We start from the raw sequence: 15,912 nt of genomic DNA, 5'->3' as shown, positions 1-15,912 counted from the left end.
TGCAGTTAAGTAGGACTGCTTTATTTTCTATGCAAAAAATGGCTGAAAGCAAAAATTCTCACTCTCAGCCATTTGAAATTTCAAACAGGAGTCTCTTGTAATGTCCTTAACTTATTGACATTGCTTTTGCAACAGCCCCTTTTTCATGGCACTTTTGAATTGGAAACTAAACAGGATCACCGTGAAAGTGATGGCCAGCGTATCGGCAATGGGTTCTGCCAGATAGACGGCCAGAGTCTGATTGGAGGTCCAGATCCTCGGCACCAGGAAAATGAGCGGGATCAGCAGGATAAATTTCCTGGTGACCGCCACGGCGATGGATGCCTTGGCATTTCCCAGGGCGTTGAAGGCCATCTGGCAGGAGATCTGAATACCGAACAGCAACATGACCGCCATGTAGATCCGCAGGGCGTTTTTTGTAAATTCGATGAGGGCCGCATCGTTGGTAAACAGGGCGGCGAAGATCTGGGGAAAAAACATGACGCAGAGCCACAGGAGGGTGGAATAGATCATGTTGGCCGTAAGGAGCAGACGGAAGGCAGAACGAACCCGGTCTGCATTTTTTGCACCATAATTATAGCTCATAATGGGCTGGGCGCCCTGGCCCAGGCCCTGAAGCGGCAGCATGGCAAACTGCATCACACTTGTCAGGATCGTCATGGCGCCGACGGCAATATCTCCTCCGTATTTGAGCAGGGAAGAGTTGAAGCAGATGGAAATGATACTTTCGCTTGCCTGCATGATGAAGGTGGCAAGCCCAAGGGCCAGGCAGGGAAGAATGATCTCTTTCTTTAAGGGAAGATTCTTCCGTTTGATCTTCAGAAGGGTTTTATTGCCCATCAGGAAGGATACCACCCAGACACAGGACAGAGCCTGAGAAAGGATCGTTGCCAGCGCAGCACCCCGGACACCCATGTGGAAACCGAAAATGAAAACAGGATCCAGAAGGATGTTGGAAACTGCCCCGATCAGTACAGAAAGCATGGCAGTTTTGGCAAAGCCCTGGGCGGTGATGAACGAGTTCATTCCCAGAGTCAGCTGTACAAAAATGGTGCCTATGGCGTAAATGTTCATGTAGTTTACCGCATAGGTGATGGTGTTTTCACTGGCGCCGAAAGCCAGAAGGAAGGTCCGGTTGCCGAAAAGGAGGACAACAGTAAGGACCAGAGAGATAAGGATCTGGAGGAAAAAACAGTTGCCCAGAGTCTTTTCCGCAGAATCCATATCATTTTTTCCCATAAAGATAGAAGCCCTCGGAGAACCTCCGAAACCCACCAGAGCAGCGAAGGCTGAGATGATCAGGATCAGGGGCATGCAGACACCGATGCCGGTGAGGGCGAGAGCTCCTGTGTCCGGAATATGGCCGATGTAGATCCGGTCCACAATGTTGTAAAGCATGTTGATGAGCTGGGCTGCCAGAGTGGGGAGGGCCAGTTTAAAAAGGAGTTTGCCGACCGGTTCTGTGCCGAGAAAGTTTTTGCTGTCAGTTTTTATGTCGCTCATTTTTTACTTCCTTTCAAAACATTTTCCATGATTCGCTTACTGAAATCAGCATATTGTTTCAGCTCTTCCTGGGAAAACCCCTGAAAAAGCTGTTCAAAAAAAGCGATTCTCACCTGTTCCACCTGATGAATGATGGGAATGGCCTTTTCCGTCAGAGCAAGGTGGATCCGCCGCCGGTCTGTTTTGTCCTGCCTGCGGGAGATCAGGGATTTTTGTATCAGCGATTCCACACCCTGGGAAACATTTCCCTTGGGAAGGCTTCGAAGCTCGGCAATTTCCCCGGCAGTATCCTGGCTGGGGTTATTGTGGAGAAAACTGATGATGGTGATTTCCACCGGGGAGAGCGAATATTGGTCACAGGCCCTTTTCAAAAGGCTGTCATAGAGCTTGATAGTCCGCTTGTGGCAGAGGAGTCCGTCGGTGGCGGTGATTCTATTCATAGTGATCACTTCCTTACATAAAGTTTTAAATATAACTGTTTTAATAAAAAACATTATACAGATATTAAAGAAAAAGTCAAGACGAAAGATCAAAGGAAGCCTCGAAAATGAAAATTCCCACAGGAACCTGCCGATCAGGTCTGTGGGAATTTGATAGGAAAAAGGAAAATAATATGACGTTGTCAGTTCTGCACCCTGCCGTTCATGTTTTCTGATGCCATGCGTTTCATGGGCCTTACGAGGAACAGGCAGGTGATAATGGTGAAAAGATCAGCAAAAGGCTGGGAAAGATAAATGCCGGTCACTCCGAGAAGCTTCGGGAGGATCAGGATAAAGGGAATGTAGAACAGTCCCTGACGGATCAGAGAAAGGAACAGTCCCATTTTTGAGGAGCCGATGGTCTGGAAGGTGATGGTCATCATATAACACAGACCAAAGGCCGGGTAAATGGCTACCTGTGAGATCAGAAGCCATTTTCCGAAGCCGACAACCAGAGGGTTGCGGTTGAAAAGGAGGATCAGAGGCTTCGCCAACAGGATATAAAGGGCCGCAACAGCCACAGTGAGGAGCAGGGCTCCTTTCAGGGCAAAACGAACGCAGGCATGGAACCGATCCTCATTTTTTGCTCCAAAGGCGTAAGAGGCCACAGGCTGATAGCCCTGCATAAAGCCCATGATGACGTAACAGCCAATGAGGATCAGTCTTTGAACCACTCCGTATGCTGCGATGATCAGATCGGAATCAGGCAGCGGCTTTGCGGCAATATTGGTAAGAGACGTGGCTGCAGCAAGGCAGATCTGGATCACTGCCGTGGGAATGCCGATGGCAGTGACTGACCACAGGAATTTTCCGGAAAGCCGGAAGCTACTGGGACGGATCTTTATGATGGAACGGCCGCTTAAGTAGAACCATAAAAGGATCACAAAGGTTACGCACTGGGAGATGGTCGTTGCCAGAGAGGCACCCTGTACGCCCAGATCAAATCCCCAGGAGAACATAAAGACCGGATCCAGAAGTACATTGAGGGCAGCTCCGGTGATAACAGCCACGGAAGAGATCCTGACTGAGGATTCTGCACGGGCTGCGCAGTTTAAGCTCTGGGCCGGAAGGTTAAAGAGGGCGGCAATGAACATCCAGAAAGCGTAGTCCCTGGCCAGGGGAAGGACAGCATCGGATGCCCCGAAGGAGCGGAGCAGAGGTTTTATAAACAGGATTCCGACCACGCACAGGAAGATTCCGACTGCCATGGAAAAACCGACGATGGTGGTGACGGTCCGGCTGGCACCGTCCTTATCTCCGGCACCCAGCTGACGGCCGGCCAGAACCGATGCGCCGGCGGCAAAAATGTTTTCTATGGAAACCATGATAAGAAGCAGCGGCAGGGTGACGCCCACAGCGGCCAGCGCCTCGTCGCTGTCCAGCATTCCGATATAAGCAGTGTCAACGATATTGTAAACCGCCTTGGCAAGAAGAGCCAGAGTGGCGGGAAGGGCCAGACTGGTAATGGCTTTCGAGGGCCTTACATCAGAAAGCAGAGATTCTTTTGAAGCAGATTGATTATGATTCATTGTGTTCACCCAACACACCATACAGCAGGATATCGAGCTGCTGATGGCACCTTTCTTCATGTTTGTCAAGGATATCCTTCAGAGAGTCTTCTGCGGAGAAATCCATCTGAAACCGCATATTGAAGTAATCCATGTAAATGCGAAAATCCTCCACGACAGTGTCGACGGAGAGACCTGCCCGCAGGTTCTCACTTCGCAGAAGTTTTGTCAGTACGGAAATATTCAGTTCGTCGAAAGCCTTCCGGCGGACGGTGATCTCCGGAAGAAGCTGTGCTGGCGGACGAAAGACCGCATCGGCAAAGATCCCGAGATACAATGGATGAACCGAAAAGAAGCTGAGCCTTGCATCAAAGTATTCCTGAAGTTGTTTTCTGGCAGGGCCGCTCAGCGTGACCGAAACCGTTTTCAGATATTCGGTGAGAGCATCAAAGCAGGCCTCGACACAGAGAAGATACAGTTCATCCTTATCCTTAAAATAATGATATATGATCCCTTTGGAAATTCCTTTTTTTGTCCAGACGGTATTCAGGGATGCGCCGTCGTACCCCTTGCAGGAAAACTCCTCCAGAGCAGCCTCCAGAATGCGCTGCCTTGACAGGGCATTTTTTTCTTCCCGTTTCATAGAAAACCTCCAATTAAATAAAACAGACCAATCAGTCTGTTTTTTATTGTAGCACAAACAGACCGACTGGTCAATAATTTTTATAAATTCAAAAATACCAGGTTTCGGCAAAAAAATGCCGGCAGACTGTGGATCATACAGGTGCCGGCATTGGAAGCTTTTATTTGATCGGATCGTAATATTTTGATTCATAATAGCGGTACAGAGCCTTGTACTCCTCCGTAGTACCGCGGTGCATCAGCTTCTGATATTCGTGAGAATCGAAATCCTTCATATTGCTCAGCTTTTCGATGATATGAAGGGCGATGTTGGAGCAGTGATCGGAGATCCGCTCTGCGCTTGTCAGAAACTCTGTCAGGGAGATACCGGCCTGCACGCTGCAGCCGCCCTTGCTGAGCCGCTCGATGTGATGGACCTTCAGGGTCTCCTTGATCAGATCGATAACCTCTTCCAGAGGTTCCACCCGATAGGCGGCCGTCAGATCGTTCTTCTGATATGCCTCCAGGGTGATGGTCAGCACATGCTTGACTGCCTCGGTGGCAATCTTGATCTCCTTGAGTCCTTTTTTGGAGAAGGTGATGCCCTGCTCCTTATTGAACTGTCCGACCTCGGCGATGTTCACGCAGTGATCGCCGATTCGTTCCAGATCACCGACAGAATGGAGAAGCGCTGCGACCTCCTTCTGATCCTCTCTGCGGATGTTGCGGGAGGTGATGCGGACCAGATACTCGCCCAGGGCGGTCTCACATTTATCGAGGAAGGCTTCATTTTCATTCAGCTTCTCAAAAGTCTTCTCATCAAAATCCTGCAGCAGGGTAACGGCCATGTCGTAGTTTTCCTGAACAGTCTCACCCATGCTTAAGGTCAGCTTCCGGCACTGCTCCAGGGCAACCGTAGGGCGGTCCAGGAAGATATCGTCCAGAAGAGCCAGACTGGAATCTGCGCGGGAGGGAGCATCCTCCTTGAGGATCTTTTTGGATATGGCCACCAGCACGTTGCAGAAAGGAAGCAGGAGAATGCTGGTCGCAATGTTGAACAGAGTATGGAAATCGGCAATGTTGCCTCGGGTCATGGGGCTTTCCCAGAAGGAGAAGCCGACCAGGGTCTGGAAGCCATAGATTCCGATGAGGAACAGGATGGCGCCGATGATATTGATCATCAGATGGCAGACGACCACCCGCTTGGCATTTTTGTTGGTGCCGATGCTGGCAATGAGAACGGTGATGCATTTGCCGATATTCTGACCGATGATGATTGGAGCAGCCATGGAAAAGGTCACCGTGCCGGTGGAGGCGATAGCCTGCAGGATACCGACGGAGGCAGAGGAGCTTTGCAGGATGGCTGTGACAACAGCACCCAAAAGCACGCCCAGGAGGGGATTCTTAAACATAAAGAAGATCTCCTGGAAAGCCTCGGAATCCTTGAGGGGAGCCAGTGCCGACTCCATGGTGGTCATACCGAAGAAGAGGATACCGAAGCCGATGAGCAGGTGGGCAATGTCGCGGGTCTTTCTGCGCTTGCTGATCAGGATCATAAAAGAACCGATGGCAATGACGATCGGTGCAAAGGTAGTGGGCTTGATCAGCTCAAAAATAAGCTGGGAGCCGGAGAGATCGCCGAGTCGCAGGATCTGGCCGGTGACGGTGGTACCGATATTGGCGCCCATGATGACAGGAACTGTCTGGGCAAATTTCATGATTCCGGCGTTAACAAAGCCGACCAGCATGACCGTAGTGGCAGCGGAGCTTTGAATCACACCTGTCACGACCGTACCGAGAGCAAGACCCTTCAGACGGTTGTTGGTAAGCTTTTCCAGAGTTCTTTCCAGACCGGCTCCGGCAATTTTTTCCAGGGAGGTTCCCAGAAGGCTCATGCCGTAAAGGAAAAGGCCGATACCGCCTAAAAGTTTAAAAACTGCGAAAATATCCACGTGTTTTCCTCCGTTCTTCTGTAAAATTTCTATATAGAATGTAAAATCTAAGTAAAGCCCATAAGTTTATACTAGTATAAATGGGCAAAAGCGTCAACAAGAATTTTGCAGGGCTTGTTTCCTCCTCTGCAAAATGGTATACTTAATTATCATGGGCTTTAATGTGCTTTAGTAGGAATAGAAGCGGAGGGAACAAGAGTGGCACAGGCAAAGAAAAAGAATCAGGCGCAGACTGGGAAGAGTACAGCGCGAAAAACGCCTGCTAAGTCAAATGCGAAAAAGGGAACCGCTTCCCGGAATACAAAAAATACAAAAGAGGAAAGACTGGAACCGGCTTTGAAAAAGGAGCTGGTGATTCTTGCCGGACTGGCGGCGGCTGTTCTTTTATTCTGCAGCAACCTGCACTGGTGCGGTGCCTTCGGCGAGGCTCTCTACCGGATCATGCGGGGCTCTTTTGGAATATTCGGCTACATATTCCCCTTCTATCTGTTTTTTGCCGTATGCTTCCTTCTTTCCAACAAGGGAAGCGTCCATGCCGTGATCCGGATCCTGGTGTCCTTTGTTGTGCTGGTGTCTGTCTGCGGGATCGCATCCCTTCTGGCCATGGATACCTATGACAGTTCCATGGCACTGAAAGATTACTTTGCTGCTGCCCTGGGGCGCGTGGACGGAGGAATGTTCGGCGGACTCTGCCTCAGAATGCTTTATCCGTTCCTGGGGGTCGTGGGCGCTTATGTGGTGCTGATCCTTCTGACTGTGGCCGGACTGGTGGTGACCACGGAGAAATCCGTGCTGAGACCCATCCAGAAGGGCGGAAAAAAGGCTTACGATACAGCAAGAGAGGATATGCAAAGGCGTCATGAAATCCGTCTGGAGCGGGCAGAGGAACGAAAAAAGCTCCGTGCGGAGAATAAGGTCCGGGGTGTGTCCATGGACACGGAGATCAGAGCGGAAGAGCCGCCGGAGAAGCTGGAAGAGCCACCGAAGAAGGAGAGAAAACCTATGGCTGCCGATCTCTTTACCGGGGAGATCCACGGGATGGTGGATCGGGATACGGAAGAGGCGGTCTATGTGGATGAGACCGAGCCTTTGCGGGCAGTTCCGTTAAAGCGTACCCTGGCAGAACTGGATGCCATGGAGAGACAGAATACAGAGGAGGCTGTTTTGGATGACGGGGCTTTGGGCCCGCTGTTCCGGCTGAAGCCTGCCGGGGAGGAGTTTCCCTGGGAGGAGAAGCCGGCGGACCGTCCGGAACCGGAGCCGGCAGAGGAAGCTGACGAAGTTCGGTCAGAGGAACAAAAAACTGCTGTTCCGGAAAAAACAGAGCAGCCGGACAGCGAGGTGCGCCGGATCGTAACGGCCAGCGGCAAGGTCATTGAAGTGGAGGAGGATCCGACGGAGAAGGACCCCATTACAGAAAAGCGGGCTGCAAACAGAAACAGTTCCATTTTCCGGGAGGAGGGAAGCACCAGAGGAAGCTCCGGAAGCGTCCGGTTTACTGAAGGAACTGCAGGAACAGGGACTGCCGCAAAGACAGGGGCTGTTGCAAAGGCAGGCTCTGCAGGAGAAACCCATGGTGCAGCCGTACAAAGCGTACCGTCGAAGAAGCTGCCCCGCCCCTACGTGAAGCCGCCGGTCCGGCTTTTGAAGGCGGGAACAAAAAAGATGAAGAACCGGGATACGGAGCTTAAGGAGACGGCGGTGAAGCTTCAGCAGACCCTCCAGAACTTTGGGGTGGGTGTGACAGTCACAAACATAAGCTGCGGCCCGTCTGTTACAAGATATGAACTGACACCGGAGCAGGGCGTCAAGGTCAGCCGGATCGTGGCTCTGACGGACGATATCAAGCTGAACCTGGCGGCGGCCGATGTACGGATCGAAGCTCCCATACCCGGTAAGTCAGCGGTGGGCATTGAGGTGCCTAACAAGGAAAACATGACCGTTTCCTTCCGGGATGTGATGGAATCGGAGGAATTCCAGTCCTTCCCGTCCAAGCTGGCCTTTGCCGTGGGACGGGATATCGCCGGGCAGACGGTAGTGACCGACCTGGCCCGCATGCCCCATCTGCTCATTGCAGGTGCCACCGGGTCCGGAAAGTCCGTCTGTATCAATACGCTGATCATGAGTATCCTTTATAAGGCGGATCCGTCGGAGGTCAAGCTGATCATGATCGATCCCAAGGTGGTTGAGCTAAGTGTTTACAACGGAATTCCCCATTTGATGATCCCGGTGGTGACCGACCCTAAAAAGGCGGCGGGCGCCTTAAACTGGGCGGTGGCTGAGATGACCGACCGCTATAAAAAGTTTGCGGAGCTCAATGTCCGCGATCTGAAGGGATACAACGAGAAAATAAAAGAAGAGTGTGAGGAGGGCCAGGAGGCGGTGCTTCTGCCCCAGCTTGTGATCATTGTGGATGAGCTTTCCGATCTGATGATGGTTGCACCGGGTGAGGTGGAGGATGCCATCTGCCGGCTGGCACAGATGGCCAGAGCGGCCGGCATCCACCTGGTGCTGGCCACCCAGCGCCCTTCCGTCAATGTCATTACGGGACTGATCAAGGCCAACGTGCCGTCGAGAATTGCCTTCTCCGTGTCCTCCGGTGTGGATTCCAGAACCATCATTGACATGAACGGCGCCGAGAAGCTTCTGGGCAAGGGAGACATGCTCTTTTATCCCTCCGGCTATCAGAAGCCGGTCCGTGTCCAGGGAGCCTTTATCTCCGACGAGGAGGTCTCCCGGGTGGTCAAGTTCCTCACAGACAATACAGACGCCGAATACAGCCAGGATATTGAGAGCCGTTTGAATGTGGCCTCCTCTTCGGAGGGAGCGGGAGGCGGAGAGCGGGATGCCTATTTTGCCGATGCGGGGCGCTTCCTTATTGAGAAGGAGAAGGGCTCCATCGGTATGATCCAGAGGGCCTTCAAGGTTGGCTTCAACCGGGCTGCCAGGATCATGGAACAACTTGCCGATGCAGGCGTCGTCGGTGAGGAGGAAGGTACAAAGCCGAGAAAGATCTTGATGACGCTGGAAGAATTTGAAGAATTTCTGCAGCAGTCATAACAGAAAAACAGCAGTCTGTGACCGCTCTGCATTTCACGCATATAATAAAGGAAGAAGTAGTATGCGTGGAGAAATCGATGATACTGAGCGGTCTGCTTTCCCATGTGGGATATGTGAGGATCCGGGGCAGTGCCCGGACCGAGGTGACCGGCATCACCTGTGATTCCAGAGAGCTTCAGCCGGGAAACATGTTTGTCTGTATGGCCGGATATCACAGAGACGGTCATGAATTTGCCGGGGAGGCCATGGAAAGGGGCGCTTCCGTTCTGGTGATGGAGGAGGGAAACCCGGAGACCGTGCGGCTGGAACAGCAGCTGGAGAAAACGGACCGGGCACCGGTCCTTGTGACGGCAGCCTCGACACGAAAGGCGTTTTCTCCTCTGGCAGCGGCCTTTTACGGTTATCCCCTTCGTTCCCTGGTATCCGTGGCGGTGACCGGTACAAAGGGAAAGACGACCACGGCCTATATGACCCGGGCTGTTTTAACAGAAGCAGGATATAAAACCGGGCTCATTGGAACCAACGGAGCCTTTATCGGGGAGAGAAGGCTTGCCCTTTCCCACACGACGCCGGAGGCCCATGAGCTTCAGCGGATCCTGCGGGAAATGAAGGATGCAGGCTGTACCCATGTGGTCATGGAGGTGTCCTCCCAGGGCATCAAAATGGAGCGTGTGGCAGGACTTCGGTTTACCTGCGGAATTTTTACAAACCTTTCGCCGGATCACATCGGACCCGGCGAGCATGGAAGCTTTGAGGATTATTTATATCAGAAGAGCAGACTGTTTTCCGTGTGCGATACAGGCGTGATCAACCGGGAGGATCCCTGGGCAGATGAGATCACCGCCCGGACTGCATGCCGCCTTGTCTGGTATGGGATCGGACAGGGGGATTACCAGGCGTCCGGGGCAGCCCGTTTGATGGACAGCCGGATGCTGGGCTGCGAATACTTCCTCTCAGGTCCCATGGAAGCAAAGGAGCGGATTGTTCTTCCGGTGCCGGGAGATTACAATATCCGAAACAGTCTGGCAGCCGTTTGTGCAGCGGCGCAGCTGGGCGTTCCGATAAAGACAGCAAAAGATGCCCTTCGGAAGGTGCGGATCCCGGGGCGGATGGAAGTGGTGTCCGGCAATCATCACCTGTGGGTCATTGTGGATTATGCTCACAATGAGATCAGTATGGAGAATCTTTTGAAAACTCTGAAGACCTATGAGCCCCGCCGTCTGATCTGTGTGTTCGGCTGCGGCGGCAACCGTTCCAGGCTCCGCCGCTTCGGTATGGGGCGGGCGGCGGGAAGATGGGCAGATCTGTCCGTCGTGACGGAGGATAATTCCAGATATGAGCCCCTTCAGAATATCATTTCAGATATTGAGGAGGGCCTTTCGGAAAGCGGAGGGCAGTATACGGTCATTCCCGACAGGCGAGAAGCCATCGGCTATGCCGTCCGGCACGGCAAGGTGGGAGATATCCTTGCCATCATCGGCAAAGGCCATGAGGAATATCAGGAAACAGAAGGAAAACGGATCCCCTTTTCCGATCGGGAGGAGGCAGAGCGGGCGATTCTTTTGTACCGCTGATCCGTAAAAAATATAAGGATGAGGAAATAGTATGGAGCAGACAACAGTAAAAGATCTGGTGAGGGCATCGGGCGGCAGACTGCTGGCCGGAGACCCTGATACAGTAGTGAAACATGTAAGCATTGATTCCAGAGTGATGAAGGGGCAGGATCTGTTTGTCCCTCTGATCGGAGAACGCTCCGATGCCCACGATTACCTCGGGCAGGCCATTGAAAACGGGGCGGCAGCTGTGTTCTCTTCCAGAACCATGGAATCCCTGCCCGGCGCAGCCTGGATCCAGGTGGAGGATACGCTGAAGGCCCTCCAGGACGTGGGGCGGGACTATCGGAGAAGGATGGGGATCCCTGTTGTCGGGGTGACCGGCAGTGTCGGAAAAACGACTACCAGGGAAATGGTTGCGGCAGCCCTTTCCGCCGGCTTCAGGGTGTTCCGCACTTCCAAGAATTTTAACAGCGATATCGGTCTCCCCGTCACCATGACAGAGATGGGAAAGGAAGATGAACTGGCGGTCCTGGAAATGGGCATGAGCAATTTTGGCGAGATGGAGGTGCTTTCCTCTCTGGCGGAGCCTTCCGCTGCGGTGATCACCAATATCGGCGTGGCCCACATGGAACAACTGAAAACGAGAGAAAATATTTTCAGGGAAAAGCTTAAGATCGCTTCCTCCATGAAAGCAGGCGGTACCCTGATTTTAAACGGGGACGACGAATTCCTGAAGACGGTTCCGGCGGAATGCGGGTTTCACAGAATCTTTTACGGCTGCGGCGAAAACTGCGATTATCGGGCAGAGCAGGTGAGGATCACCTCAGGCGGTACAGAATTTGTGGCAGTCCACGGAAAAGATCGTGTTCTGACATTGCTGCCGGTTATGGGAAAGCACATGGTCATGAATGCCCTTGCAGCTATGGCAGCCGCGTCTCTCTGGGGGATATCCATGGAGCAGGCGGCAAAGGCGCTGGAGAGCTTCGAAGGCTTTAAAAACCGGCAGCAGATCTACGGGGTCGGCGATTTCAGAGTCATCGATGACACATACAATGCAAGTCCCGATTCCATGAAGGCTGCCCTCGGTGTCCTTGACGGGATGGAAACCGAGGGAAGGAAGATCGCCGTTCTGGCCAATATGCTGGAGCTGGGGGAAAACAGCAGGCAGTTCCATTATGAGGTGGGGCAGTTTGCGGCGGAGCATTCTCCGGAGCTTCTGATCTGCATCGGAGAGTTGGCTGCGGAGATCGGAAAAGGGCTTCTGGATGCAGGGGCGCCCACAGAGGTGAAGGCCTTTGCCTCCAGGGAGGAGGCCCTTCCTTACCTCAGAAACGAGGCGCGCTCAGGAGACCTGATCCTGTTCAAAGGCTCCAACAGTATGCGTCTGGGAGAACTGATCGAAGCACTGAAGGGCTGATGACAGACAGAAGAGACCTATTAAGAAAGAGAATGAGCATACATGTCACGACAATATGCAAATGTCATCATTGACATTGTCCACACGGCGGTTGACCGGGTATTTCAGTATGAGATCCCTGAGGAGCTTTGGGAAGAGCTCTCTGTGGGGATGAAGGTTCGGGTGCCCTTTGGAAAGGGAAACCGCCTGCGGGACGGCTATATCATCGGATTTACCGATAAAACAGATTATGATCCCCTGAAGATCAAAAGAATTGCGGAGGTCTGCCGGGACGGCATTCCTATCGAGGGGCAGCTGATTCAACTGGCAGCCTGGATGAAGGAGCGTTACGGTTCCACCATGATACAGGCTCTGAAGACAGTGCTGCCGGTGAAGCGGAAGATGAAAACGGCGGAAAAAAAGCTTCTGGTGCGAAAGATCACAGAGGATGAATGCAGGGAACTGCTTTCCGTGTACCGCAGAAAAAAACAGAAGGCAAGGGTGCGCTTCCTGGAAGCGCTCTCGGAGGATGAGGTGCTGCCTTATGAGATGGTGGTCCAGAAGCTTCGGGTATCCTCGGCTTCCTTCCGGCTGTTTTTAGAGCAGGGGATCTGTTCCCTGGAAACGGAAGCGGCCCTCAGAAATCCCATACACGGCATGGAGAGGAACGAAAGCCGGGTCACACTCAACGGGGAGCAGAGTCAGGCCGTGGACGGACTCTGGGACGTGTGGAATGGGGACAGATGTCCTTCCCTTCTTTACGGCATCACCGGAAGCGGAAAAACAGAGGTCTATATGGAACTGATCCGCCGGGTGATCCGGGAGGGAAAACAGGCCATTGTGCTGATACCGGAAATTGCGCTGACCTGGCAGACCGTAATGCGGTTTTACCGGCAGTTCGGCGACCGGGTCTCCATTGTCAATTCCAGGCTGTCTGCCGGGGAAAAGTCTGATCAGCTGGAACGGGCAAGACGGGGGAAGATCGACATTATGATCGGTCCGCGGTCGGCACTGTTTACCCCCTTCCCTGATCTGGGGCTGATCATCATTGACGAGGAGCATGAGACTGCCTACAAGAGCGAAACGGTTCCGCGGTATCATGCGGTGGAGACGGCCATTGAGAGGTGCCGTCTGGCCGGAGCCATGGTGGTGCTGGGCTCGGCGACTCCCTCGGCAGCTTCCTATTATAAAGCACAGAATGGGGAATATCATTATTTTCAGATGAAAACAAGAGCCAGGGAAGCCAGCAGTCTCCCTTCGGTGGAAATTATAGATCTTCGCATGGAATTAAAGGAGGGAAACCGGGGAATCTTCAGCAGACGGCTGGTGACTCTCATGAAGGAAACTCTGGACAGAGGGGAGCAGATCCTTCTGTTCTTAAACAGGAGAGGCTATGCGGGCTTTGTTTCCTGCCGCTCCTGTGGGGAGGCAGTCAAATGTCCCCACTGCGATGTGAGCTTAAAGGTTCACAGGGACGGAACCTTAAAATGCCATTACTGCGGCTTCGAAATGCCCCTTCCCAGGAAATGTCCTTCCTGTGGTTCTCCCTATATTGCAGGCTTCGGTACGGGGACCCAGAAGGTGGAGGCCATGGTAAGGGCCATGTTCCCGGAGGCAGGAGTCCTTCGGATGGATATGGACACGACCTCCCGCAAGGGCGGGCATGATGCAATCCTGTCGGCCTTTGCCGACGGAAAGGCCGACATCCTCATCGGCACACAGATGATCGTGAAGGGACACGATTTTCCCAGAGTGACGCTGGTGGGAATCCTGGCTGCTGATCTGTCCCTCTATTCCGGAGGCTATGAAGCCGGGGAGCGGACCTTTGAGCTTATCACCCAGGCAGCCGGAAGGGCAGGACGGGATGTACTTCCCGGCCATGTGGTCATCCAGAGCTATGCGCCGGACAATTACAGTGTGGAGGCGGCGGCCAGTCAGGATTATGAGGGCTTTTACTGGCATGAGATCCTGTACCGGAAGCTTCTTCGATATCCGCCGGTCTGCAAAATGCTGTCGCTCCTCATTACCTCAAAGGAGGAGGAGCGGGCGGAGAAAATGGCCGGGCGGGTGAAAGAACTGGCGGAGGCAGAGGACCGTGACGGAATCCTGGAGCTCATTGGGCCGGCGAAGGCGGCAGTTTCCAGGATCAATGATGTGTACCGTTACATGCTGTATGTGAAATGCGAGGAAGAGGAGCCTCTTCTTGCGTTTAAGCGTCAGGTCGAGGAAATGGACTGGGACAGACAGGTGCTGTATCAGTTTGATCTGGAATAAACAATGCAGATACAGAAGATGCTTGATAAAGAACAGAAGACTATTGACAGTGAGAAAGGAAGAATCAACCATGGCAATCAGAATTATTCGTGAGATCGGGGACGAGGTCCTGACAAAAAAGGCAAAGGAAGTTAAGGAGATGACTCCGAGAACACAGAAGCTCATTGCGGACATGCTGGATACCATGTACGAGGCAAACGGCGTGGGACTGGCAGCACCCCAGGTGGGGATCCTGAAGCGGATCGTTACGATCGATGTGGGGGATGGCCCCATCGTCCTCATCAACCCCGTCATTGTGGAGACGAGCGGCGAGCAGACAGGCCCGGAGGGCTGTCTCAGTGTACCGGGAAAACAGGGGAATGTTACAAGACCGAATGAGGTGACGGTGAAGGCTCTTGACGAGAATATGAAGGAGCGGCTGATCACCGGTACGGAGCTTCTGGCCAGGGCCATCTGCCATGAGTGCGACCATCTGGAGGGAAAGCTCTATGTGGAGCTGGCCGATGAGCTGGTGGACGTGACCGATGAGGAAGCGGAATAATTAAAAAAATCAAAAATTTCTGTGAAAAATGCAGTTTTTGCATGAAAAGAGAGTATACTGTGAGGTGGAGGAAAAGATTATGAGACTGATATTTATGGGTACCCCGGACTTTTCTGTGCCTGCCCTTGAAGCTCTCATTGCCGGAGGGCATCAGGTGGAGGCTGTGGTCACACAGCCGGACAAACGGAGAGGACGGGGAAAGGAAATGCAGATGACGCCGGTAAAGACGGCAGCTCTTTCTCACGGAATTCCGGTGCTTCAGCCGGAAAAGGTTAAAAACAATCCGGAATTTCTGACAAAAGTAAAGGAGATCTGCCCGGATGCCATTGTGGTCATCGCCTTTGGACAGATCCTTCCCAAGGAGATCCTGGAGCTTCCCAAATACGGATGTATCAATATTCATGCGTCGCTCCTTCCCAAATACCGGGGAGCGGCACCGATCCAGTGGGTCATCATCGACGGAGAAGCCGAGACCGGTGTCACCACCATGTATATGGAGGAGGGACTGGATACCGGGGACATGCTTCTCAAGACGGTAATTCCCATCGAGAAGGATGAGACAGGAGGAAGCCTGCACGACAAGCTGGCGGCGGCAGGAGGCCCTCTGATCCTGGAGACTTTAAAGGGGCTGGAAAGCGGTGCCCTCACACGGATGCCCCAGGTGGGCGAGACCTGCTATGCGAAGATCCTGACCAAAGCCCTGGGAAATGTGGATTGGTCCATGGATGCTGAGGCCATTGAACGGCTGATCCGGGGACTCTCTCCCTGGCCCAGCGCATACAGCCATCTGGATGGAAAGACAGTCAAGCTCTGGAAAGCTCAGGTATGTGAGGAGGATCTGAACGGAGACGATGTCCTGCCAGGTGAGATCGTCGGCGTTTCAAAGGACAGCATTTTTGTAAAGACCGGAAAAGGTCTTCTGGCCGTGAAGGAGCTTCAGCTGGAGGGGAAGAAGCGGATGGACGCGGGAGCGTTTCTGCGGGGATATTCCCTGAAGGCCGGAGACAGAATGGAGGAATAGC

Annotated in this window: 11 protein-coding genes; 6 read left to right on the top strand and 5 right to left on the bottom strand. The window is 53.0% G+C overall.

Annotated features, from left to right (window positions below; genetic code table 11):
- Window positions 1-111 precede the first annotated feature (111 nt).
- The 5 genes from QJ036_RS07845 to QJ036_RS07825 all read right to left on the bottom strand — a co-directional run bounded on the left by QJ036_RS07845 (window position 112) and on the right by QJ036_RS07825 (window position 6,063).
- Window positions 112-1,503, bottom strand: a complete 1,392-nt coding sequence (locus tag QJ036_RS07845) for an MATE family efflux transporter (RefSeq protein ID WP_283230836.1) — start codon at window positions 1,501-1,503, stop codon at window positions 112-114.
- A complete protein-coding gene (locus QJ036_RS07840) occupies window positions 1,500-1,943 on the bottom strand; it encodes a MarR family winged helix-turn-helix transcriptional regulator (protein ID WP_283230835.1) in 444 nt (147 codons plus the stop codon). Before QJ036_RS07840 ends, QJ036_RS07845 begins: the two co-directional genes overlap by 4 nt.
- A gap of 182 nt (window positions 1,944-2,125) precedes the next feature.
- Window positions 2,126-3,511 (bottom strand): MATE family efflux transporter, encoded by a 1,386-nt coding sequence (locus QJ036_RS07835; RefSeq protein WP_283230834.1) that lies wholly within the window; start codon window positions 3,509-3,511, stop codon window positions 2,126-2,128.
- Window positions 3,501-4,133 (bottom strand): TetR/AcrR family transcriptional regulator, encoded by a 633-nt coding sequence (locus QJ036_RS07830; RefSeq protein ID WP_283230833.1) that lies wholly within the window; start codon window positions 4,131-4,133, stop codon window positions 3,501-3,503. The genes QJ036_RS07835 and QJ036_RS07830 overlap by 11 nt, the downstream gene beginning before the upstream one ends.
- A gap of 160 nt (window positions 4,134-4,293) precedes the next feature.
- Window positions 4,294-6,063 carry a Na/Pi cotransporter family protein gene (locus tag QJ036_RS07825; protein ID WP_283230832.1) on the bottom strand — a complete coding sequence of 590 codons (1,770 nt, stop codon included), beginning with the start codon at window positions 6,061-6,063 and terminating at the stop codon, window positions 4,294-4,296.
- A 198-nt stretch (window positions 6,064-6,261) separates the two neighbouring features.
- Between QJ036_RS07825 and QJ036_RS07820 the strand changes: the two genes are divergently transcribed.
- The 6 genes from QJ036_RS07820 to fmt all read left to right on the top strand — a co-directional run bounded on the left by QJ036_RS07820 (window position 6,262) and on the right by fmt (window position 15,911).
- Entirely contained in the window at window positions 6,262-9,123 is a 2,862-nt protein-coding gene (locus tag QJ036_RS07820) for an FtsK/SpoIIIE family DNA translocase (protein ID WP_283230831.1), read from the top strand.
- Between the two features lie 77 nt (window positions 9,124-9,200).
- Window positions 9,201-10,697, top strand: coding sequence for a UDP-N-acetylmuramoyl-L-alanyl-D-glutamate--2,6-diaminopimelate ligase (locus tag QJ036_RS07815; protein ID WP_283230830.1), 1,497 nt, complete (start codon window positions 9,201-9,203; stop codon window positions 10,695-10,697).
- A 31-nt stretch (window positions 10,698-10,728) separates the two neighbouring features.
- Window positions 10,729-12,096 (top strand): UDP-N-acetylmuramoyl-tripeptide--D-alanyl-D-alanine ligase, encoded by a 1,368-nt coding sequence (locus QJ036_RS07810; RefSeq protein ID WP_283230829.1) that lies wholly within the window; start codon window positions 10,729-10,731, stop codon window positions 12,094-12,096.
- A gap of 42 nt (window positions 12,097-12,138) precedes the next feature.
- Complete coding sequence (priA, locus tag QJ036_RS07805; RefSeq protein ID WP_283230828.1) at window positions 12,139-14,349, top strand: replication restart helicase PriA; 2,211 nt, start codon at window positions 12,139-12,141, stop codon at window positions 14,347-14,349.
- Between the two features lie 70 nt (window positions 14,350-14,419).
- Window positions 14,420-14,890: a peptide deformylase gene (def, locus tag QJ036_RS07800; RefSeq protein ID WP_283230827.1), complete on the top strand. Its 471-nt coding sequence runs from the start codon at window positions 14,420-14,422 to the stop codon at window positions 14,888-14,890.
- A gap of 79 nt (window positions 14,891-14,969) precedes the next feature.
- Window positions 14,970-15,911 (top strand): methionyl-tRNA formyltransferase, encoded by a 942-nt coding sequence (gene fmt, locus QJ036_RS07795; RefSeq protein WP_283230826.1) that lies wholly within the window; start codon window positions 14,970-14,972, stop codon window positions 15,909-15,911.
- Window position 15,912 lies beyond the last annotated feature (1 nt).

The sequence above is a fragment of the Fusibacillus kribbianus genome (assembly GCF_030053595.1).
Classification (GTDB): domain Bacteria; phylum Bacillota; class Clostridia; order Lachnospirales; family Lachnospiraceae; genus Lientehia; species Lientehia kribbiana.
The sequence above is the reverse complement of the archived record's forward strand: the minus strand, read 5'-3'. Positions and strand labels throughout refer to the sequence as shown.